We start from the raw sequence: 20045 nt of genomic DNA on the forward strand, positions 1-20045 counted from the left end.
TAGGGGGAGTTTCACGTACGGTGCTGAGGTTGGCGGTGGCATCGGTCGAGAGGGCAGGGGTCATGGCGGTGAAGGACTGGACGCTGAAGGCGACAGCCGGCGTGGAGCGCGCACTGGGCACCTGGGTACGGACCGTCTCCGCCCGGATGCGGGGGCGGGAAGGAGAATCCGGAGCCGGGTTCGTCGAGTACGCGGGCATCATGATTATCGTCGCCGGCATCTTCGTGATGATCGACGCCCTTCAGCTGGACGGCGCGATCTCGGAAGCGATCGGCCAGGCGGTCGCGGATGTCGTCGGCGGCGGCTGACCTTCGCGGATCTCCGGGGTGACCGGGGGTCGACTCTCCCGATCTACATCTGGCTGACGACGATCCTGCTTTTCGTGGCGTTGGCCTTCTTCGCGTTCGCCCAGGCGGCGTCTGCCCGAAGCGGAGCTCAATCCGCGGCGGACGCCGCCGCGTTGGCGGCGGCACAGCAGGCGCGGGATGAGCTGTTGCTGGATCTTGAGGATGCCATCACCGCGGGCGACGACTGGTTGGACTGGCTGGACCTCACCAACGGAGGGGTCCCGGCCGATGGGGCCAGCGACGCGGCCGCGGACCTGGCCGCTCAGAACAACTCATTCCTCCAAGGCGGCGCCGAGCTTATCGAAGTGGACGGCAATCCGGGGTTCCAGGTCGATGTGGAGACGGACTACACCGTCGGTGACTCGATCATCCCCGGTACCGAGAGCATGACGGCCACGGCCCGTGCTGCCGCCGTCATCCAACCACGCTGCCAATTCGACGTGGCCTCGGATCCCACGAAGCCCGTGGCGCTGGACTGCGATGGCCAGATCGTGGACATCGACCCCGGAAATTTCGATCCGGACGACCTGCCCGACGCATCCGTGATGTTCTCTGTGTATCTGGCCGAGTGAGAGGAAGCCGTACCGATGAACCTTCGGCACACCATGAAGGGCCGCAGGGCAGTGACCGCGGTGGCAATCGCGACTGGGCTGCTCCTCACGGTTGCCGGTTGTGGTGGGGGAGGCGATGACGACAAGGCCGAGGACGACAAGTCCGCGTCCGCGTCGGCGACGGCCTCGGACGACTCCTCGGGGGAGCAGGAATCGGATGCCCCGGCGGAGACCAAGGTGCTCGCTCAGTCCAAGGACGGCGACATCGGGCTCACCATCACGTCGGCCGTGCGGGACTCCGGGGACTTCGTGACCCTCTCGGGAACGGTCACCAACAACGGCTCGCGGCTGTGGACCGCGGCGGACTGGCGTGGCGACGAGAACGAGCTGAGGGGAAACGCGTCGTCCGTCGCCGGTGCCAGCCTGGTGGACCAGGACGGCAAGAAGAAGTACCTCATCCTCCGTGACACCGAGGGGCGTTGCCTCTGCACGCGATTCACCGGCGGAGTGAAGTCCGGCGAAACGACCGACTGGTTCGCCCAATTCCCCGCCCCCCCCGAAGGCACCACCTCCGTAGACTTCCAGGTCGGCTCCATGCCCCCCGCCACCGTCGCACTCTCCGAGGGTGAGTGACCATGGCCGCTCTCACCCCACGAGCCATCGCGACCGTAGCCGTCCTGGCCACTCTCACCGTCACCCTCGCCTCCCCGGCGGTGTACGCGGCCGACGACCCCAGCGAACCCCCCGGCACCGTCACCACCTCCCCACCCCCGGAAGTCGACGCGAACAGCCCGGGCCTGAAGCTCGCACAAGGCGCGACGCTCGCGCCGGCCAAGGTCCTGGACATCAAGTCGGTCGTGGAGGACCTCGGCGGCGAGGAACGCCGAGAGGACACGAACGAGAACGTGACGTTCGCACTCCAGGCGGAGGTCCTCTTCGCGAAGGACAGCGCGAAGCTGAACCCCCAGGCCCGCTCCCGTATCCAGGCCATCGCCGAGGAGATCAAGAAGCAGAGCGCGGGCACGATCCGCGTCTTCGGCTTCACGGACAACCTCGGCTCGTACGCCCACGGCCTGACCCTCTCCAAGAACCGCGCGGAGGCCGTCCACGACCTCCTCGCCGCCGACCTGGGCGGCAACGTCACCTTCGAGGTACGCGGCTACAGCGAGGACTACCCGATCGCCGACAACTCCACAGAGGAAGGCCGCAAGAAGAACCGGCGAGTGGAGGTCTCCTTCCCGAGGACCGCATCGGGAACCGGCAACGAACAGAGTTGACTCCTGCCGCCGCCGGTGGGATCGGCCGTCGTCAACGCAGGCCGCGAGCTCCTCAGACCCCCACGACGCGGACCCTGTCGCCACAAAGCTTGTTCATGTCGTCCGCGTCCGAGGTGACGATGATGCGGGGCCCGGTGTAGCCCAGAGCCGTGGCGGCGACGACGGAGTCGATCGCGTGCTTATGCCCGTGGAGGCTCGCGTTCCGCAACAGGTCGATGGCACGCCATGTGATGGCGTCGGTGACAGGGAGCACCTCCAGACGGGAGGTGTGCCAGCGGAGGCGGTCCATGCGTACTTTGGAGTGCCACGCTTCGATCAACGTGAGATTGCTCAGAGCCACGAGGGTGTCCTTGGCCTGTGCAGTGCGGATCAAGCCGGTGACCCCTGGATCGTTGGCCATGAACTTACTCAGCCCCTCGCTGTCGAGGAGCAGGACACCATGACTCAACCGGCCTTGCGATCGCGCCATTCCGCGTCCTCGTCTCCCGCGGTCGCCTCAGTCGTGTGATCGTTGGCCGCCATGGCCTCCGCCTCCTGGAAGATCTCGGCGGCCCATTGCTGGACCTCGGGGGAGGGGTGGCCGATCTCCTTCTCCTTGGCCTGGAGCAGTTCCTCCAGCAGATCGCGCTGCATCTGCCGCTCCACGGCCGCGCTGACGTAGGCAGAAAAGCCGCGCAAGCCCACACGGGCCTTGACCGCCGCGATACGGCCTGCGGGCATGGACACGCTGACCTTCTGGGCCGGTCCCTCATCCTTGCCGTACTGCTCCGGAGTCTCCATGACGCCAGGCTACCAATGCGGTGTCAAACAAAGTGGCAAACCGCGCGGAGTCATGGCGGCGGCCTACTGGTCCGGAGTGGGGTCGCTATCCGCTTCGGGGGTGGCGTCCCGTTCGGGCTCCTGCGGGTAGGCGACGAAGGTGCCCTTCGCGGGCAACGTGACCACGAGGCCGCGCTCGCGGAGTTCGCGGATGGCGCGACGGGCGGTCAGGTACGCGACTCCGTATTCCGGGCCGAGATCCCGCTCACCGGGCAACCGTGCTCCTGGCCTCAGCTCGCCCGACGCGATTCGGGCAGCAATGTGGTCGGCCACCTGCATATAGACGTACGCAATCTTGGTGGGGTCGATTGGCGAGTCGCCTGCTTCTGCTGCCATACCACCCACCGTAGAACAGCCCTGAGCTGCAACAATAGGCGTATTGCTGCGTACTGCTATGCACTGACATGCGTAGCAATGTAGGCTGGCTGTGACAGACCCCAGCGGCCTTGCAGGGCCCCGGGGCATGGCCGACCGCTTCGAAGGAGCGCCGAAGATGCTGGACTTTACCGTCAGAACCCTGGCCCGAATGCTGCGCATCTGGCTGCCGGACCCACGCGGCCGGCACCGCGCGGAACCAGTCCCCGCCGCCTACGCCGCAGAGCCACCAAGCCGCCCCCGCCCGCCCGGCCGGAACGGGTACCCCGTGGCCCACTCCCACCCGCGCGCCCTCACCCTGGACGAACGCCACCGCCGCCGCGCCACCCGTGGCCTGCGCGAACGCCGCCGCGGCCTCTATCTGGCATCCCTCGGCCTCGACACCGAGCCGCCCGTGACCAACGGAGGCCAGGTGATCAGCAGCCGTCACGTCACCGTCGGCCACCCGGGAGCCGCCCGATGACCGACCGCGACTCAGCCCTCCCCGGGCGGCGCGTGATCCGGGTGTGCGCCCGCTGCGGACGCGGCACGGAGAACGCCGTGGTGGTCCACAGGCACCACGCCGCCACCGGCCCCGGCTGCGACGTCCACGCCTGTCAGGAGTGCGCCGCCGCCCACTACCCGCCCCCGGTGGACCCTCTGGGACCGCTCGCCACCACCTCACGCACCTCGCGAATGGCGATGCGCGTGTACAAGGTCACGGCCGACGGGAGACGGACCCAGGACCGCGCCGAGATCCACATCTGGACGGGAAACCACACGGACCCCCTCCCGCAGACGGCGGCCTTCCCACCCTGTGCCTGTCCTCGCTGCGATAACTCGTCACAGACCTGCTGACCTTGGCGGGCCCCCGCCAAAGCGGGCCTTGAAAGCCGAGCGGCGACGCGCACCGCCGAGAGTGCGGCCCGGGGCGGTGATTGGCGCATCCACACGGGGAGCGGACAGATGGCGGGGTCTACACGCCGGAGCGCATGTCCGTGCGCTCGCGCCCCACCCACGCGATCCTCTTCCTGACGACCGACGACGCCCGACACCGCCACCCCCCACGGAGGAGAACCCCACCATGCGAAAGCTCGTCCTGATGATGTCCCTCTCCCTCGACGGCTACATGGAGGGCCCGAACCGCGAAATCGACTGGCACTTCGTCGACGACGAACTGCACACGCACTTCAACGACGTCCTCAGGGACATGGGCGCCTTCCTGGAAGGCCGTGTCACCTACCAGCTGATGGCCGACTACTGGCCCACGGCCGACCAGGACCCCGCAGCCTCACGTGTCACGACCGACTTCGCGGCGATCTGGCGCACCATGCCGAAGCTCGTCTTCTCCCGGACCCTCCAGCACGCCGACGCGCACACCACGATCGTCCGGGATGTCGTCGTGGAGGACATCGAGGCCCTCAAGGCGCAGGACGGAGGCGATCTGGCCCTCGGCGGCGCGGACCTCGCCGCCGAGTTCATGCGCCACGACCTGATCGACGAATACCGGCTCTACATCCACCCGGTGGTGATCGGCGCGGGCAAGCGCCTCTTCCCGCAGTCCGACGTCATGTCGCCGACCGCGCTACGCCTGATCGAGACCCGCACCTTCGGCAACGGAGTCGTACTCATGCGCCACGGCAGGAACTAGCCCCACCGCAGAGGCAGTCAGCCGCCGGTCCTCTCACGGGAGTACGCCCGCAACGACCCCACCACCGTGTTCGTCACCGCGACCAACGGCACCGCCACCACCGCGCCCCCGATCCCCGCGACCATGCCACCCGCGGCGACGGACAGCACGACGGCGAGCGGATGGACCCGTACGGCCCGCCCGAGGATGAACGGCTGGAGGATGTGCCCCTCGATCTGCTGGACGGCGAGGACCACGACCAGCGTCATGACGGCGGTGAAGACGCCCTGCGTCACCAGCGCCACGACCACGGCCAGCGCGCCCGAGACGACCGCGCCCACCAGGGGGATGAAGGCGAACAGGAAGATGAAGACGGCGAGGGGCACGGCCATCGGCACGTCCAGGAAGTAGATACCCAGGCCGATGAAGATCGCGTCGATCAACGCCACTATCACCGTGCCGCGTACGTACGCCGTCAACGTCCGCCAGGCCCGCGGCCCGGCATCGGCGACACCCGGCCGGGCCGCGGCCGGCACCAGCTTCAGGCTCCACTGCCAGATCCGCTTGCCGTCGTAGAGCAGGAAGAGCGTGGAGAACATCGTCAGGAGGATGCCGGTGAGCGCCTCGACGATGACGGTCACGCCCTCCAGGCCGGCCGAGGTGATGGTGTCCGTGTTGTCGCTGATCGCCTCGCGGAGGTTCTTGGCGATGTCGTTGATCTGGTTCTCGGTGACATGGAACGGGCTGTCGAGCAGCCAGCCGCGCAACTCCTCGATGCCGTCCTGGACCTGGTCGGAGAGGTCGTCGACGTTCTCCATGACCTGCCAGGTGACGAACCAGCCGATCAGCCCTATGACGACGAAGCCGAGGACGGCGCTCAGGGCCGTGGCGAGGCCGCGCGGGACGCCGTACCGGGTCAGCCGGGCCACCGTCGGCTGGAGGATGGCGGTGACGAGCAGTGCGGTGGTGAACGACAGCACCAGTAGCTGTATCGAGCTGATGACCCGCATCAACACCCAGACGGTGCCCGCGAGTACGAGCAGCCGCCAGCCGGCCTCGGCCGCGACCCGCATGCCCCACGGCACCGCGGAGGCGGGGTCGGGGCGGGCGTAGAGGACGGGGGCGGCCACCGCGCCCCGGGCGGCGACGGCGGGGGAGTCCGGGGAGCCGCTCCCCGCGGCCTCGGAACCCCTGGCGCCGTCCTCGGAGTCACCGGCCCGGCCGCCGTCGCCGACCTTGCCACCGCTCTCCGAGACGCCTGTGCCGGTGTCCGCGCCGGTGTCCGCGCCGGTGTCCCTGCCGGTGTCCGCGCCGGTGTCCCTGCCGGTGTCCGCGCCGGTGTCCCTGCCGGTGTCCGCGCCGGTGTCCCTGCCGATGTCAGTGTCGTCGTCGGACCTCGTACGCCCTTCGGCGCTCTCCGACTCGATCTCCGCCCGGCGGCGCTCCAACCGCTCGCCCCACCCGCGCAGTCCGGCGCCGAGCCGGCCGAGCCATCCAGGAACCCGCGACATCATCCGTCCTCTTCCCCCGTCGCCCCTGCTGGTCACCACTCCTCCCGGGAGTTCAGTGGCTTCGACCGTACATGGCCGAAGCCCCCCACCAAAGGACGGTGGAGGGCTTCGGAAGGTTGAACGGCCGGGCGGCGGGCACCCGGTGACCGGTCGGCCTGAGAGGGCCTAGTACCAGTGGTTGGCCTGCCAGAAACCCCAGGCCTCACAGGGGCTGCCATAGCGGGATTCCATGTAGTTGAGGCCCCACTTGATCTGAGTGGCCGGGTTGGTGCGCCAGTCGGATCCGGCGGACGCGTACTTGCCGGCGGGCAGCGCCTGGAAGAGACCGTAGGCCCCCGAGGAGGGGTTGACGGCCTGGTAGTTCCAGGTGGACTCGTGGTTCACGATGTTGCTGAAGCACGTCCACTGGTCGCTCGCCACGACGGCCTTCGCCATCGCCTGGATCTCGGCGATGGCGTACGAGCTCTGGACGGGGACGTCACCGAGGTCGCCGGCGGCTTCGGCCTTGTTCTCGGCCTCTTCCTTGTCCTTGCGATCCTGCTCGGCCTTCTCCGCCGCCTTCTGCTTGTCGATCGCGTCCTGGGCCGCCTTCTTACGGGCGGTCGCCTCGGCGTCCTTGCGGGCGCTCGCGTCGGCGGCGATGGCCTGGGCGTCGGCCTGTGCAGTCAGGGATGCGGTCTGGACCTGGGCCTGCTGGCCCACAGGAATGTCGGCGAGCAACGTGGTGTCGTTCGCGACCGCCTCGGCGTCGTCAGTGGTCTGGGCGGTGCTGCCGGAGGCAACGCCGACGACACTCCCGACTGCGGTGACCGCGGTGGCCGAAGCCACTGCGAATCCCCGGACCGAAATCCGGCTCACACGGTTTCCTTCCAGCATCGCCCGCCTCGGTGACCCTGGCGGACGCAATCGTGCCCCTGACGCTGGCCTCCCAACTGCGGGGTCACGGAGGCGCGGGCCCGGTGGGCAACTCCTTTGCGAGGAGCGCCGCGTGGTGCACGGGCGGCATACGACGACGCTATGGAGTTGACCTGATGCTGCTGTTGTTCTGTGCCGCTGGGGATACAGGTGTGTCGTATGCGGGGCCTGACAGGAATGAGACTCTGCCGTAACCGACACAGCAAGGCAATTCAGTGGTGCGTGTGAAAGCTCACACCTCGTTTGACGCAGGAGATTCAAGGAAAGCCACACATGCCGAGGCGCCGCCCGGCTAGGCTCATCGCCTTTGCCGGACGGCGCCTTGAGGATTCGGTTGAATCCGCCGGTCCCGGTTGAATCCTCCGGTCCCGGATAAACCTGCCGGTCCTGGTTGAATCTGCCGGTCCCGGTTAAATCTGCCCGTCCTCCAGCATTTCGGTCACAAGGGCCGCGATCTGGGACCGTTCGGACCTGGTGAGGGTGACGTGGGCGAAGAGCGGATGCCCCTTCAGCTTCTCGACCACGGCGACGACACCGTCGTAGCGACCGACGCGCAGGTTGTCGCGCTGGGCCACGTCATGTGTCAGGACCACGCGGGAGTTCGCGCCGATCCGGGACAGCACGGTCAGCAGGACGTTCCGCTCCAGTGACTGCGCCTCGTCCACGATCACGAACGCGTCGTGCAGTGAACGGCCGCGGATGTGCGTGAGCGGCAGGACCTCCAGCATGCCGCGGGCGGTGACCTCCTCGATGACCTCGCGGCTGGTGACCGCGGAGAGTGTGTCGAAGACCGCCTGCGCCCAGGGGCTCATCTTCTCGGACTCGGAGCCGGGCAGATAGCCGAGCTCCTGCCCGCCCACCGCGTAGAGCGGCCGGAAGACCATCACCTTCTGGTGCTGGCGCCGTTCGAGCACGGCCTCCAGTCCCGCGCACAGCGCCAGCGCCGACTTGCCGGTGCCGGCCCGGCCGCCCATCGACAGGATGCCGACGTCCGGGTCGAGCAGCAGATCCAGCGCGATGCGCTGCTCCGCGCTGCGGCCCTTGATGCCGAACGCCTCCCGGTCGCCCCGGACGAGCCGGATGTTGCCCTCGGGCGTCACCCGGCCCAGTGCCTTGCCGCGCTCCGACTGGATCGTCAGGCCGGTGTGCACGGGCAGTGTGCTCGCCTCTGGAACGAAGATCGACCCCTCCTCGAAGAGGATGTCGACCTGCTCGCCCGGCAGGGTCAGCTCGGACATCCCGGTCCACCCGGAGGCGTCCGTGATGGCCAGCTCCGCGCGGTACTCCTCGGCGAGGAGGCCCACGGAGGAGGCCTTGATCCGCAGCGGCAGATCCTTCGACACCACCGTGACGTCGAAGCCCTCGGCCTGCAGATTGCGGGCGACCGCGAGGATGCGGGAGTCGTTGTCCCCCAGGCGGTAGCCGCTCGGCAGCACGCTGGGATCCGAGTGGTTGAGCTCGACCCGCACGGTCCCGCCGAGCTCCCCGATGGGGATGGGGGCGTCGAGGCGACCGTGCCGCACCCGGAACTCGTCGAGCAGGCGGAGGGCCTGCCTGGCGAAGTACCCGAGTTCGGGATGGTGCCGCTTGGCCTCCAGCTCTGTGACCACCACGATCGGAAGCACGACCTCGTGCTCCTCGAAGCGGTTCAAAGCATTCGGGTCGGCCAGCAGGACGCTGGTGTCGATGACATAGGTGCGCCGGTCTGGCATACGGCGCTTTGTGCTGGTCACCACGGAAGGACGTACCCCCTCGGATGAGGTCGGGGAGCGACGAGAATGAACCCAGGGTGGGCAGGGTGGGAACAATCGGCCGGTCGTCGGCACCGTTGCACGGGCCGGTGACCGGCCCTCCGCTGCGTCGTCCGTGCTGTGACCGCACGTTCGGGCTGGTGCAAAGGGCCTCCCGGGCGGACGGCCCCGAGCCGCCCGCTGAGATCCGACACCCGTGGTTCGGGCGTCGGCCTGACTGGCTTATGCCCTCGAACATGCGTCACCATGCCAAGCGGTACGACGGCGCCCCGGTGAACTCCTCGTTACTTCCGTCCCGATGGGGGTGATGCGCACCTCATCGGCAATACGCGGGTGATGCGGAGTTTCAGCCTCCGTAACGGCGGTGCCGTATCGCGTAGTCACGCAGGGCGCGCAGGAAGTCGACCTTCCGGAAAGCCGGCCAGAAGACGTCGCAGAAGTAGTACTCGGAATGGGCGGTCTGCCAGAGCATGAATCCGGACAGCCGCTGCTCGCCGCTCGTGCGGATCACCAGGTCCGGGTCGGGCTGGTCGCCGGTGTAGAGGTGGCTGCCGATCAGGTCGACGGAGACGTTCTCGGCGAGCTCCTCCATGGAGGTGCCCTTGTCGTGCGCGTCCTGGACCATCGACCGTACGGCGTCGGCGATCTCCTGGCGGCCTCCGTATCCGATCGCGACGTTGACCAGTATCCCGTCGACGTGCGCGGTGGACTCCTCGGACTCCTTCAGCGCGGACTGCAACTGCCCGGGCAGCTGGTCCAGCGTGCCCACGTGGTGCACCCGCCAGCGGCCGTCGGCGGCGAGGGTGCGGACGACGTCCTCGATGATGCCGAAGAGCGGGACCAGCTCCTCCTGGGGGCGGCCGAAGTTGTCCGTGGAGAACAGCCAGAGGGTGACGACCTTCACATCCGTCTCGGTGCACCAGCCGAGGAATTCCTCGATCTTGTGCGCCCCGGCCCGGTGTCCCTGCGCGGTCGTGGATCCCGCGGCCTTCGCCCAGCGTCGGTTGCCGTCCATGATGACGCCGATGTGTTTGGGCACCTGGGCGTGGTCGAGGTGACCCTCGACCCTGCGTGCGTAGACCCTGACCAGCAGGCCGCGCAGTTTGTCGCGCAGGTTCACGTGAATGTCAGCCCCTCCGTGCGGTGACGGTCCCCTTGGTGGGCAGAGCCTACCGGGGGTGGAGGCCAACTCTGCCAAGGAGTGCGCAGGGTTGGGGCGGGTCCGGGCCCGCCCGCTCCGCTCGAAAGCGGGCAAGAAAAAACGGGCCGGTCCGTGGGGGGGATACGGACCGGCCCGAGGGGGGGTTTCCACCATAACCCTTCGTGAGTGATGCTGCGTGCATCGGCGTGCCACAACTACTCTCCGCAGTCGAACGACAGCGTGGGCGTAGTCGCGGAACCGTTCATTCAGGGTGTGATCGGGGGGTGATCATGGCCGGATCGCGGCGGATTCCAAGGGGGAAAGGCGAAATCCTGGCGGAATTGTGGGGATTGCGCATTCTTGTGCGACTCTCGCGAAGAGTGGGGCGAGCACCCTCGTACGGGTGAAGCGGCGGCGGAACGCACGCTTGACGCCCGATGGGGCGCACGGCGCCGCGCAGCCCCCTCCCGCCGCGCGGTGCCGTGCCGCGCAGCTTTGCTCACGCGAATAACCTTGGTCTGAACCTACGTGAGCGGGGTCGCCGAAGCCAAGCCGCAGGCGATAACGATGTGGAAACCGGTATATAGGCCAGGATCCGACCTGCATCGGTCTTAGCGTCGTCCCATGAGAATCACCTGGGAGCAGGCGAGTGCGCGGCGGACCGAGCGGCAGTACCTGAGGGCTCCCGCGCCGCCCGGTACACCGGTCGCCGAGGTGGCCGGCGCGCTGCTCGGCGCCCACGCCCAGGTGCTGTCGGCGGCCGAGCTGTCGGTGGGGCTGCGGGCGGAGGGGATGACGCGGGCGGACGTACGGGCCGCGTTGTGGGAGGACCGGACGCTGGTGAGGACGTTCGGGCCGCGTGGCACCGTCCATCTGCTGCCCACCGCCGAGCTGCCCTTCTGGACGGCCGCGCTGACCGCGATCCCGTCCGGCGCGAGCCCCTTCCCTCCGGACGTGCGACTCGGCGCCGAGCGGGCGGCGCAGGTCGTGGCCGCCATCGGCGCCGCACTGGACGGGACCACGCTCACCCTCGACGAACTGGGCGAGGAGGTCGTCGCCCGCACCGGGCCCTGGGCCGGCGACCGCGTCATGCCCGCCTTCCAGGACATGTGGCCCCGCCGGCGTCAGGTCATGCACCGCGCGGGCCGGTCCGGCGCCCTGTGCTTCGGCCCCGACCGGGGCCGCAAGGTCACGTACACCCGGCCACCGCACTTCGATCCCCTGCCCTCGGCGGACCAGGCCCTCGCCACTCTCGTACGGCACTATCTCCGCGCCTACGGTCCGGCCGCCCCGCGCCACTTCGCCAGATGGGCGGCGGCCCCCGGCGCCTGGTCCGACCGCCTGTTCGCGTCGCTGGCCGCCTCCGGCGAGATCGAGCGGGCCGACTTCGAGGGCGAACCCGCCTGGCTGGCGGCCGGCGACACCGACTTCCCCGCCGACCCCGCGAGCGTCCTACGGGGCATACGCCTGCTCCCCTACTTCGACGCGTACGGCATCGCCGCGCAGCCCCGCGAGCGGTTCTTCCCCGGCCCGGCCTACGAACGCGCCCTGGCCCGCGGCCAGGCCGGCGACTACCCCCTGCTCCTCGTCGACGGCGTCGTCGCGGGCGTCTGGCACCAGCGGCGCCGGGGCAGTCGTACGACGGTCACGGTGGAACCACTGGGGCGGCTCACCGCCCGGCAGGAGCGGGAGCTGGGGGAGCGGGCGGAACGAGTGGGTGAAGTGCTGGAGGCACGGGCCGAGTTGGCGATCGGGAAGGTCATGGTCGGCCCGCACGCGTAAGCGCCTCAACCGGCGGCCGGCTTGCGGAGCTCGAAGAGGTGGCGGGCGCTGTGGGCGACGAAGGGGCCCTCGCTCTCGATCCGCTCGTGGAGGGAGCGGAGCCGCGGCAGATAGGCGTCGACGCCGAAGCCGGGCACCATCCAGACAACCTTCTTCAGGAAGTGCACGACCGCCCCGATGTCGTGGAACTCCATCCGCAACCGCTCGGCCCGCAGATCCACGACCTCCAGCCCCGCGGCCTCGGCGCCCGCCCGCTCGACATCGGGATGCCGCCCGCTACCGGTCTCCTCCGGCAGCGGGCCGGTGAACCACTCGACCAACTCGAAGGCACTGCGCGGCCCGACGTGCTGCGCGAAGTACGTCCCGCCGGGCCTGAGCACCCGGGCGATCTCCGCCCACTGCGCCCGGACCGGATGCCTGCTGGTGACCAGGTCGAAGGCCCCGTCCGCGAAGGGCAGCGGCGCGTCCTCCGGCGCGGCGACGAGCACCGCACCTCGCGGATGAAGCAGGGCGGTGGCCCTGGCGACGTTGGGCGGCCACCCCTCCGTGGCCACGGTCACCGGCGGAAAACGCGGAACGGAGTTCAGCACCTCCCCACCACCGGTCTGGATGTCCAGCACCGCCGGCACCCGCCCCAGCCACTCACCCATCAGCCGCGCATACCCCCACGACGGCCGAGCCTCGGTGGCCCGCCCCTCGAACCAGGAGAAGTCCCACCCCTCGGTCGGCACGGCATCACCTTCGGCGACGAGCTCTTCGAAGGTGCGGGAGTGAGGAGGGGCGGCCATGAAGTGGATTTTCCCGAGCGGGAGAAGGGTCCGCGACTCATTTAGGGCGGGGGGTGCCCCAGGCTCTTGCCTTTAGGGGCGCGGGGCTGTGTCGATATGCGGCTCCGCCGCGTGGGCGCGACCAGCCACAACAGACCCGCACCCACCCCACAACCCAGCCCTCCGAGCCCCCGCCTAATCGCAATCGCCGAGAACCGCCTCCGCCTCCAAGGTCACCCCCACCGCCTGAATCACCGAAGCGATCCTGAACGCCTCCTGCACCAGCTCCCGACCGACCCCCGCCTTACGCAGCACCCGCTCATGCGAGTCAAGACAGGCCCCGCACGCGTTGATCGCCGACACCGCGAACGCCCACAGCTCGAAGTCGACCCTGGCGACCCCCGGATCGCCGATGACATTCATCCGCAGACCCGTCCGCAGCCCGTCGTACTCGTGGTCCGACAGCAGATGCCGCGTGCGGAAGAAGACGTTGTTCACCGCCATGACCGAGGCCGCGGTCTTCGCCGCGGTGTACGCCTCCGGCGACAGGTTCGCCTTCGCCTCCGGCGCCAGCCCGCGCAGTACGACGGCCGAGCGGGAGGCGATCGCGGTGGCCAGCACGGTGCCCCACAGCTGCTGCGCCGACAGGCCGGACTCGTCGATGACGGAACCCAGGTTGCGGCGGAGGTCCTTGGCGTACTCCGGCAGCGCGGACTTCAGCGCGTCGAGCGACATGGCGGTCTCACTCCCCGTTGGACGATCACGATCGTGACACACACGCTCCCCCGGCACCCGCACGCATACGACGAGCCGGCCGCGGCGCTCACGGAAGCGCTGCGGCCGTCGGAAATCCGGGGGCCCGGGGGCCGGGGCACCCCGCTCCGGCTACTCCGTACGCAACCCCTCCGGCCGCATCATCCGCATCAGCGGCGGCATGCTCAGTGCCGTGACGAGGAGGACGACGGCTCCTCCGATGCCGGTCATCGCCAGCACGTTCGCCCAGTCGATGGTGACCGGTACCGACGTCATCCGCAGCAGGACCGCTCCCAACGCCAGACCGAAGGACAAGGCGAGGATCAGGCCCAGGGCGATCGGGACGGCCGTCTGCCACAGCACCGACAGACCCAGCGTGCGGCGCCGGGTGCCGAAGGCGACCAGGGCCGACAGGAGCTTCCTGCGCTCGCGCAACTGCTCGAGCTGGGAGACGAGCAGGCTCGCGCCGATGAGGGCGAGTACGGCCGCCGCGCCGACCAGCAGACCGGTCTGGATGGTCGCGAACTCGTCGACCTGCCTGGTCGTCTCCCACTCCCAGGTCCTGATGAGCGGATCGATCGCGACCGCGGCGTTGCGTACCTCGTCGAGCGCGTCCGGAACGGTGGGGTCCGTCCGTACGTAGACGGTGCTGTACAGGAAGGGCTCGGCCTTCGCGGGCAGCGCGCCCGGGGTGGCCATGAGGCCCGACATGGCGGTCCGCAGTGAGTCGGGGCGTTCGGCGACCTTCTTCACCTCGCCCGGCAGCTTCCAGGCGACCTCGGCGCCGCGCTCCTCCCCCTTGTAGGACGCGTCGAAGTACAGCGTGCGGCCCGCCGTCGCGAGCGTCACCGTGGTCGGGTCCTCGGGTGCGCCCATCAGGAAGACGTCACCGTCTTCACACGAGGGGATCTGCGCGAGCTCGCGCAGCGAGACACAGTCGCCGACGGTCACCTCCGTCCCCTCCTCGGGGGCCTTCCTGGTGGCGCTGACCGTCGAGGTGGACAGTGCCGCGACGGTGTCCGTCCCCTTGGCCTGCTTCAGCTTCTCGCCCACGGTGCTCACCGGGGCGCCGCCCTGCGGCAGGGCGAGTTCCAGCTGGGCACGGGTGGTGTCCAGCCCGGTCGACTCGGTGAACCTGCCCTCGACTCCGGAGAACAGCATCTGCAGGGCGACCGCGCCGGCCACCGCCACCGCGATGCCGTTGACCATGCGCGCCGCCGAGCCGCTGCCCAACTGGAGCCTGCGGACGGCCAGTTGCCAGGAGACCGCGCCGGAGCCCAGCCGGGCGACGAACGCCTCGACGACCCACGGCAGCAGCGCGGTGACGCCGAAGAGCAGCAGGACGACCCCGCCGATGACCATGAACTCGTTGAACTGCCCGTTGTCCGACCCCTGGCCGATCATCGGGGAGAGCAGGGCGAGACCGCCGAGCGGCAGCAGCAGCCGCCACCAGAGCCTGCGCCGCGCGGGTTTGGCCGTGCGGACGACACCGAGCGGTTCGATGACGACGCCGCGCAGCGCGAACAGGGTGACGGCGACGGCCGCCGCCGGGACCGCGAACGCGACCAGCAGCGCGAGGGCGGGGGAGGGATTGAGATAGCTCGGGAAGACGCTGAAGGTGAGTATCTGGACGGAGCCCGCTATCTCCCTGCCGAGCAGGAAGAACACGGTGCCGAAGGCCAGCCCCAGTACGGACCCGGCGAGCGCCTCGCCCGCCGCGATCCGGCGGGTCATCCGGCCGTCCGAGCCGACCAGCCGGAGCGCCGCCAGCCTGCGGTCACGCTGCTCGCCGCCGAACCGTACGGCTGTGGCGATGAACACGGCGACCGGCATCAGCAGCACCGCGAAGACGACCAGGGTGAGCAGCAGCAGGACCGGGTCCATCGGCTCTTCGGGCTGCTCCTCGGTCTGCCCGAACGCTTCGATGCGGGCCACGACCGAGCCGTCGATCCGCTTCGCGAGCCCGTCGGCGCCCGCGAAGTAGGCGAGTTCCTTCGAGCCGATCAGCCCGGCCTCGCCGATGGTGCCCACCGTCTCGTACGGCAGCCGGCCGCGCAGCAGCCTCGCGTCGTCCGACTCCAGCATCTCGGCGAGGGCGGGGGAGACGACCATCTCGCCCGGCGCGGGGAACTTCTCCAGCCCCGGCGGCAGCGGCGCGTCCGCCCCCTCGGGCTCCAGCAGCCGCCCCCGTATCTCCTCGTACTGGAACTCGGTGTCCGTGTCCGCGACGATCAGGCTCTTGTCGGTCGGCTTGGAGTCGCCGTTCTCGTAATAGGTGATCCCCAGGTCCTGCCGGGCCGCCTCGCGGCTCTCCCGGGTGGCCATCGCGTTCGGTATCGCCGTGGTGAGCAGGAGCAGCGCCACCCCGAGGCCGACGCCCACCGCGGTGAGCACGGCACGCACCCAGCCCTCACGGCCCCCCGTGAAGGCGAACCGGAGCCCCATGGCCAGGTCCCGGTACCACTGGCGGACGGCAGGAGAACTCATACGGCGCGCTCCATGTCCCGCGACTTGCCGTCCCGTACGACGATCTCCCGGTCGGAGTACGCGGCGACCCGTGCCTCGTGCGTGACGAGGACGACGGCCGCGTTGGTGGACCGGGCGGCCTCGGTGAGCAGTTCCATGACGCGCTCGCCGTTGAGCGAGTCGAGCGCCCCGGTGGGCTCGTCCGCGAACAGCACCCGCGGGTTGGTGACCAGCGAACGGGCCACGGCGACCCGCTGGCCCTGGCCGCCGGAGACCTCGCTGGGCCGCTTGCGGGCGAGGTCGTCGACCTCCAGGCGCCGCATCCAGCCGAGGGAGGTCTGTTCGGCCTCCTTGCGGGAGGCGCCGTTCAGCCGCAGCGGCAGCGCCACGTTCTCCACACACGTCAGCTCCGGCACGAGCTGGCCGAACTGGAAGACGAACCCGAACTCGCTGCGCCGCAGCGCGCTGCGTTGGGTGTCGTTCATGGTGGCCATCTCGCGGCCGTTGTAGACGATCGAGCCCGAGTCGGGCGGCACGATCCCGGCGAGGCAGTGCAGCAACGTCGACTTGCCGGAGCCGGAGGGGCCCATCACCGCGACGACCTCGCCGGGGTGGATGGAGAACTCGGCGCCGTCCAGCGCGGTCGTCGGACCGTACGCCTTGCGCAGGTCGGTGGCGACGAGCAGGGAGCCGGCGGGGGGCATCGGCGTCGGCGCCGTCATCGGGTCACCGCCTCGGCGAGCTTGCCCAGTCGGGCGGCGGTCAGCTCCAGCCATCGCAGGTCGGCCTCCAGGTGGAACAGGGCGTGGTCGCAGATCAGCTGATCGGCCAGGTCGCCCTTGCGCTTGCGGTCGGTGAGGATGCGCATCATGCGCAGGTGCTCGGAACGCTGGCTGTCGAGGATGTCGGCCGCGTCGCGGTCGGTGAGCAGGGCGAGGACGACCTTCGTGTAGAGGGTCGACTGCAGATACGGCTCGGGCTTCTCGGGCGTCGCGAGCCACTGCTGGACATCGGTGATGCCCGCCTCGGTGATCGCGTACCGCTTGCGCTCGGGGCCGCCGCCGGGCTCGATGCCGTCGACCTCGACGAGGCCGTTCTTCAGCAGCCGCGACATCGTCGAGTAGACCTGGCCGTAGTGCAGCGGCCGGTCGTGACCGAACTTCTCGTCGAAGGCCCGCTTGAGGTCGTAACCGTGGCGGGGCCCGGACTCCAGGAGTCCCAGGAGTGTGTGACCGATGGACATGAACACGACTGTACACACGGTGTATACGCCGTGCGTATACCTGCTGTGTATAGGTCGTCGCCGGATGGGGAGGGGGCCCAGGTCAGAGCCGATTGTCACGGTTCTGTCACTGCGATCACCGTCAACTCGTGGGCCTGGTGGGGCAACCATCGGCCCTGTTGGAACGTCCGTTCCGGTGGGACGAGGTCTGTTGACAGGCACCTCGCGTGCGCATTGTCACGCCGTGACTGGGCGGACCGGCTCCCCCTTGTCACAGCGCTCGGTGTTAGCTTGCTGAGCCGACCAAAGACCCGAGTGACGTATGAGACCGAGCAGAAGGCGGAGCGGACCGGAGCCATGGGACGAGCGGATGAAAGACGAGCGCGCCAGCGCGGCGGTCGCCGCGCGGCGCCCCAGCGCTCGTCCGGGGCAGGGGCGACGGCGGTCATAGGCCCGCCCGAGGGCGGCGGCCGGGCGGCGGCCAGGGCCGCGGCCAAGGGCGGTGCCAAGGGCGGTCCGGCCAAGAAGAGCTTCATACGCAGGCTCTTCACCTGGAAGAAGATCCTCGGCACATTCTTCGGTGTCTGCCTGCTCGGTATGGGTGCCTTCACCGTGCTCTACCTGACGATCGAGATCCCCGAGGGCAACCCCGAGGCGACTCAGGAAAGCAACGTCTACAAGTACTCCAACGGCAAGATCCTCGCCCGCTCGGGCACGACCAACCGCGAGATCGTCGAGCTCGACAAAGTCCCCAAGAAAGTCCAGCAGGCCTTCGTCGCCGCCGAGAACAAGACCTTCTACTCGGACCCCGGCGTCGACTTCAAGGGCATGGCGCGCGGTGTGCTCAACACGCTCTCCGGCAAGGGCAAGCAGGGCGGCTCGACGATCACCCAGCAGTACGTCAAGAACTACTACCTGACGTCCGACCAGACGGTGACCCGCAAGCTCAACGAGCTGGTCATCTCCCTGAAGCTGGAGCGCAACAAGTCCAAGGACTACATCCTCGCGGGCTACATCAACACCAGTTACTACGGCCGCGGCGCCTGGGGCATCCAGGCGGCAGCCCAGGCGTACTACGGCGTCGATGCCGAGAAGCTCAGCGTCGCGCAGGGCGCCTACCTCGCCGCGCTGCTCCAGGCCCCCAGTCAGTACGACCTGTCCACGGCCTCCGCGACCGGCAAGAAGCTGGTCACGAACCGCTGGAACTACGTGCTGGACAACATGGTCGAGATGAAGAAGCTGGACGCCTCCGAGCGGGCGGGCCTGAAGCTCCCCCAGCCGAAGGCGCCCCAGTCCGCCCCCGGCATGGCGGGCCAGAACGGCTACCTGTGGGAGGCCGCCAACAACGAGTTGGCCAAGCAGCTCGTCGCCGACGGCAAAGCGTCCGACGCCGAGGAGGCCATGGCGCTCATCGACGCGGGCGGCTGGACCGTCACGTTGAACATCGACCCGAAGAAGCAGACCGCGCTGGAGAAGGCCGTCAAGAAACGCCTCATCAGCCAGCTCGACCCCAAGAAGCGCAAGGTCGACGCCTACATCCAGGCCGGCGCCGCCTCGGTCGACCCGAAGACCGGCAAGGTCCTCGCCATGTACGGCGGCGTCGACTACGTGAAGCACTTCGGGAACAACGCCACCCGCCGGGACTACCAGCCCGCCTCGACCTTCAAGCCGGTGATCCTCGCGGCGGCCATCGACGAGGGCGCCGAGACCCAGGACGGCGACCCGATCACCGCGAGCACCGTCTACGACGGTGACAGCGAGCACAAGGTCACCGACAACGGCACCGCGGTCGGCTTCAACCCGCCGAACGAGGACGACGTCGACTACGGCGACGTCACCGTGCAGACCGCCATGAACAAGTCCATCAACTCCGTCTTCGCGCAGATGGGCGTCGACGTGGGCATGGAGAAGGTCATGGAGGTCGCCGGGAAGCTCGGCATGGACACCGAGGACATGGAGGCGGTCCCCGCCCAGACCCTCGGCTCCATGGGCGCCAGCCCGCTGGAGATGGCCGGCATCTACGCCACCCTCGACAACCACGGCAAGAAGGTCACCCCGGCCATCGTCGCCTCGGCCGAGCGTCGGGACGACCCGGTCGAGTTCCCCAACCCGATCGGCGAGCAGGTCATCAGCGAGGATGCCGCCGACACGGTCACCTCGGTCCTCACCGGCGTGGTCGACGACGGTACGGCCAAGACCTCCGTCCGCGACAACCCCGACCGCGACGGCCAGCAGGTCGCAGGCAAGACGGGTACCTCCGACGAGAACCGCTCCGCCTGGTTCACCGGCTACACCCCGAACCTGGTCACCTCCGTCGGCCTCTTCGGCGAGGACATGACCAAGAACGGCAAGCACGTCTCGATGTACAAGGCGGCCGGTGTCCCCCGCGTCAACGGCGGTGGCTTCCCCGCCCAGATCTGGGCCACCTACACCTTCGGCGTCATGGGCAAGACCACCAAGTTCGACCTGGACACCACCCAGGGCGCCGCGGTCGCACCCACGGAGTCCCCGACCCCCACCCTGACCCCGGAGACCACCCCGGAGACCACCCCGGAGGAGACCCCCGAGACGACCCCGGAAACAACCCCGGAGACGACCCCGGAAACAACCCCGGAGACGACCCCGGAGGAAACCCCGGAGACGACCCCGGAGGAAACCCCCACCGACGGCGACATCGAACTACCGACGGATCCCAACGACCCACAGGTGGACGACTAGCGCACGGCATGAGCGAAGGGCGCCCGGTAAAAACCGGGCGC

At 69.2% G+C, this 20045-nt stretch carries 21 protein-coding genes; 9 read left to right on the top strand and 12 right to left on the bottom strand.

Annotation, left to right across the window (positions count from 1 at the left end):
• The first annotated feature begins 62 nt into the window (after positions 1-62).
• Genes I8N67_RS18850 through I8N67_RS18865 form a run of 4 tightly spaced genes read left to right on the top strand, consistent with a single transcriptional unit; the run spans position 63 to position 2175 of the window.
• Positions 63-308, top strand: coding sequence for a hypothetical protein (locus I8N67_RS18850; RefSeq protein ID WP_372443745.1), 246 nt, complete (start codon positions 63-65; stop codon positions 306-308).
• 41 nt (positions 309-349) lie between these two features.
• Positions 350-919 (top strand): pilus assembly protein TadG-related protein, encoded by a 570-nt coding sequence (locus I8N67_RS18855; RefSeq protein ID WP_504740367.1) that lies wholly within the window; start codon positions 350-352, stop codon positions 917-919.
• Between the two features lie 15 nt (positions 920-934).
• Entirely contained in the window at positions 935-1531 is a 597-nt protein-coding gene (locus tag I8N67_RS18860; protein ID WP_200304298.1) for a hypothetical protein, read from the top strand.
• 2 nt (positions 1532-1533) lie between these two features.
• Positions 1534-2175, top strand: coding sequence for an OmpA family protein (locus I8N67_RS18865; protein WP_234045911.1), 642 nt, complete (start codon positions 1534-1536; stop codon positions 2173-2175).
• A 52-nt stretch (positions 2176-2227) separates the two neighbouring features.
• Here I8N67_RS18865 and I8N67_RS18870 read toward each other — a convergent pair whose 3' ends face one another.
• The 3 genes from I8N67_RS18870 to I8N67_RS18880 all read right to left on the bottom strand — a co-directional run bounded on the left by I8N67_RS18870 (position 2228) and on the right by I8N67_RS18880 (position 3330).
• Complete coding sequence (locus I8N67_RS18870) at positions 2228-2644, bottom strand: PIN domain-containing protein (protein WP_200304300.1); 417 nt, start codon at positions 2642-2644, stop codon at positions 2228-2230.
• Positions 2620-2955 carry a hypothetical protein gene (locus I8N67_RS18875; protein WP_200304301.1) on the bottom strand — a complete coding sequence of 112 codons (336 nt, stop codon included), beginning with the start codon at positions 2953-2955 and terminating at the stop codon, positions 2620-2622. Before I8N67_RS18875 ends, I8N67_RS18870 begins: the two co-directional genes overlap by 25 nt.
• 63 nt (positions 2956-3018) lie before the next feature.
• Complete coding sequence (locus I8N67_RS18880) at positions 3019-3330, bottom strand: winged helix-turn-helix domain-containing protein (protein WP_200304302.1); 312 nt, start codon at positions 3328-3330, stop codon at positions 3019-3021.
• Between the two features lie 157 nt (positions 3331-3487).
• Here I8N67_RS18880 and I8N67_RS18885 point away from each other — a divergent pair, with 157 nt between their 5' ends.
• The 3 genes from I8N67_RS18885 (at position 3488) to I8N67_RS18895 (ending at position 4999) form a co-directional block, all read left to right on the top strand.
• The gene (locus I8N67_RS18885; protein WP_200304303.1) at positions 3488-3832 is read left to right on the top strand and encodes a hypothetical protein; all 345 of its coding nucleotides are present in this window, start codon (positions 3488-3490) and stop codon (positions 3830-3832) included.
• Entirely contained in the window at positions 3829-4206 is a 378-nt protein-coding gene (locus I8N67_RS18890; RefSeq protein WP_200304330.1) for a hypothetical protein, read from the top strand. The genes I8N67_RS18885 and I8N67_RS18890 overlap by 4 nt, the downstream gene beginning before the upstream one ends.
• A 226-nt stretch (positions 4207-4432) precedes the next feature.
• A complete protein-coding gene (locus I8N67_RS18895; RefSeq protein WP_200304304.1) occupies positions 4433-4999 on the top strand; it encodes a dihydrofolate reductase family protein in 567 nt (188 codons plus the stop codon).
• A gap of 17 nt (positions 5000-5016) precedes the next feature.
• Here I8N67_RS18895 and I8N67_RS18900 read toward each other — a convergent pair whose 3' ends face one another.
• From I8N67_RS18900 to I8N67_RS18915, 4 genes are all read right to left on the bottom strand, one after another.
• Complete coding sequence (locus I8N67_RS18900; protein WP_200304305.1) at positions 5017-6489, bottom strand: AI-2E family transporter; 1473 nt, start codon at positions 6487-6489, stop codon at positions 5017-5019.
• Positions 6490-6654: 165 nt separating this feature from the next.
• Positions 6655-7365 carry an aggregation-promoting factor C-terminal-like domain-containing protein gene (locus I8N67_RS18905; RefSeq protein ID WP_200304306.1) on the bottom strand — a complete coding sequence of 237 codons (711 nt, stop codon included), beginning with the start codon at positions 7363-7365 and terminating at the stop codon, positions 6655-6657.
• 449 nt (positions 7366-7814) lie between these two features.
• Positions 7815-9140, bottom strand: a complete 1326-nt coding sequence (gene phoH2, locus I8N67_RS18910; RefSeq protein ID WP_200304307.1) for an RNA 5'-3' helicase PhoH2 — start codon at positions 9138-9140, stop codon at positions 7815-7817.
• 361 nt (positions 9141-9501) lie between these two features.
• On the bottom strand, positions 9502-10275 hold the full coding sequence (locus tag I8N67_RS18915) for an isoprenyl transferase (RefSeq protein ID WP_200304308.1): 774 nt from the start codon (positions 10273-10275) through the stop codon (positions 9502-9504).
• A 645-nt stretch (positions 10276-10920) separates the two neighbouring features.
• Between I8N67_RS18915 and I8N67_RS18920 the strand changes: the two genes are divergently transcribed.
• Positions 10921-12078 (top strand): winged helix DNA-binding domain-containing protein, encoded by a 1158-nt coding sequence (locus I8N67_RS18920; RefSeq protein ID WP_200304309.1) that lies wholly within the window; start codon positions 10921-10923, stop codon positions 12076-12078.
• A gap of 5 nt (positions 12079-12083) precedes the next feature.
• On the opposite strand, the gene I8N67_RS18925 is transcribed toward I8N67_RS18920, so the two are convergent.
• The 5 genes from I8N67_RS18925 to I8N67_RS18945 all read right to left on the bottom strand — a co-directional run bounded on the left by I8N67_RS18925 (position 12084) and on the right by I8N67_RS18945 (position 17307).
• Entirely contained in the window at positions 12084-12866 is a 783-nt protein-coding gene (locus I8N67_RS18925; protein ID WP_200304310.1) for a class I SAM-dependent methyltransferase, read from the bottom strand.
• A 174-nt stretch (positions 12867-13040) separates the two neighbouring features.
• The gene (locus I8N67_RS18930; RefSeq protein WP_200304311.1) at positions 13041-13580 is read right to left on the bottom strand and encodes an alkyl hydroperoxide reductase; all 540 of its coding nucleotides are present in this window, start codon (positions 13578-13580) and stop codon (positions 13041-13043) included.
• A 150-nt stretch (positions 13581-13730) separates the two neighbouring features.
• On the bottom strand, positions 13731-16085 hold the full coding sequence (locus I8N67_RS18935) for an ABC transporter permease (protein ID WP_200304312.1): 2355 nt from the start codon (positions 16083-16085) through the stop codon (positions 13731-13733).
• Entirely contained in the window at positions 16082-16768 is a 687-nt protein-coding gene (locus I8N67_RS18940) for an ABC transporter ATP-binding protein (protein WP_200304327.1), read from the bottom strand. The genes I8N67_RS18935 and I8N67_RS18940 overlap by 4 nt, the downstream gene beginning before the upstream one ends.
• A 14-nt stretch (positions 16769-16782) precedes the next feature.
• Positions 16783-17307, bottom strand: coding sequence for a PadR family transcriptional regulator (locus tag I8N67_RS18945; protein ID WP_200304313.1), 525 nt, complete (start codon positions 17305-17307; stop codon positions 16783-16785).
• Positions 17308-17643: 336 nt separating this feature from the next.
• Between I8N67_RS18945 and I8N67_RS18950 the strand changes: the two genes are divergently transcribed.
• Positions 17644-20004 carry a transglycosylase domain-containing protein gene (locus I8N67_RS18950; protein ID WP_200304328.1) on the top strand — a complete coding sequence of 787 codons (2361 nt, stop codon included), beginning with the start codon at positions 17644-17646 and terminating at the stop codon, positions 20002-20004.
• The last annotated feature ends 41 nt before the right edge of the window (positions 20005-20045 follow it).

Source organism: Streptomyces adelaidensis (assembly GCF_016598475.1).
Lineage (GTDB): Bacteria > Actinomycetota > Actinomycetes > Streptomycetales > Streptomycetaceae > Streptomyces > Streptomyces adelaidensis.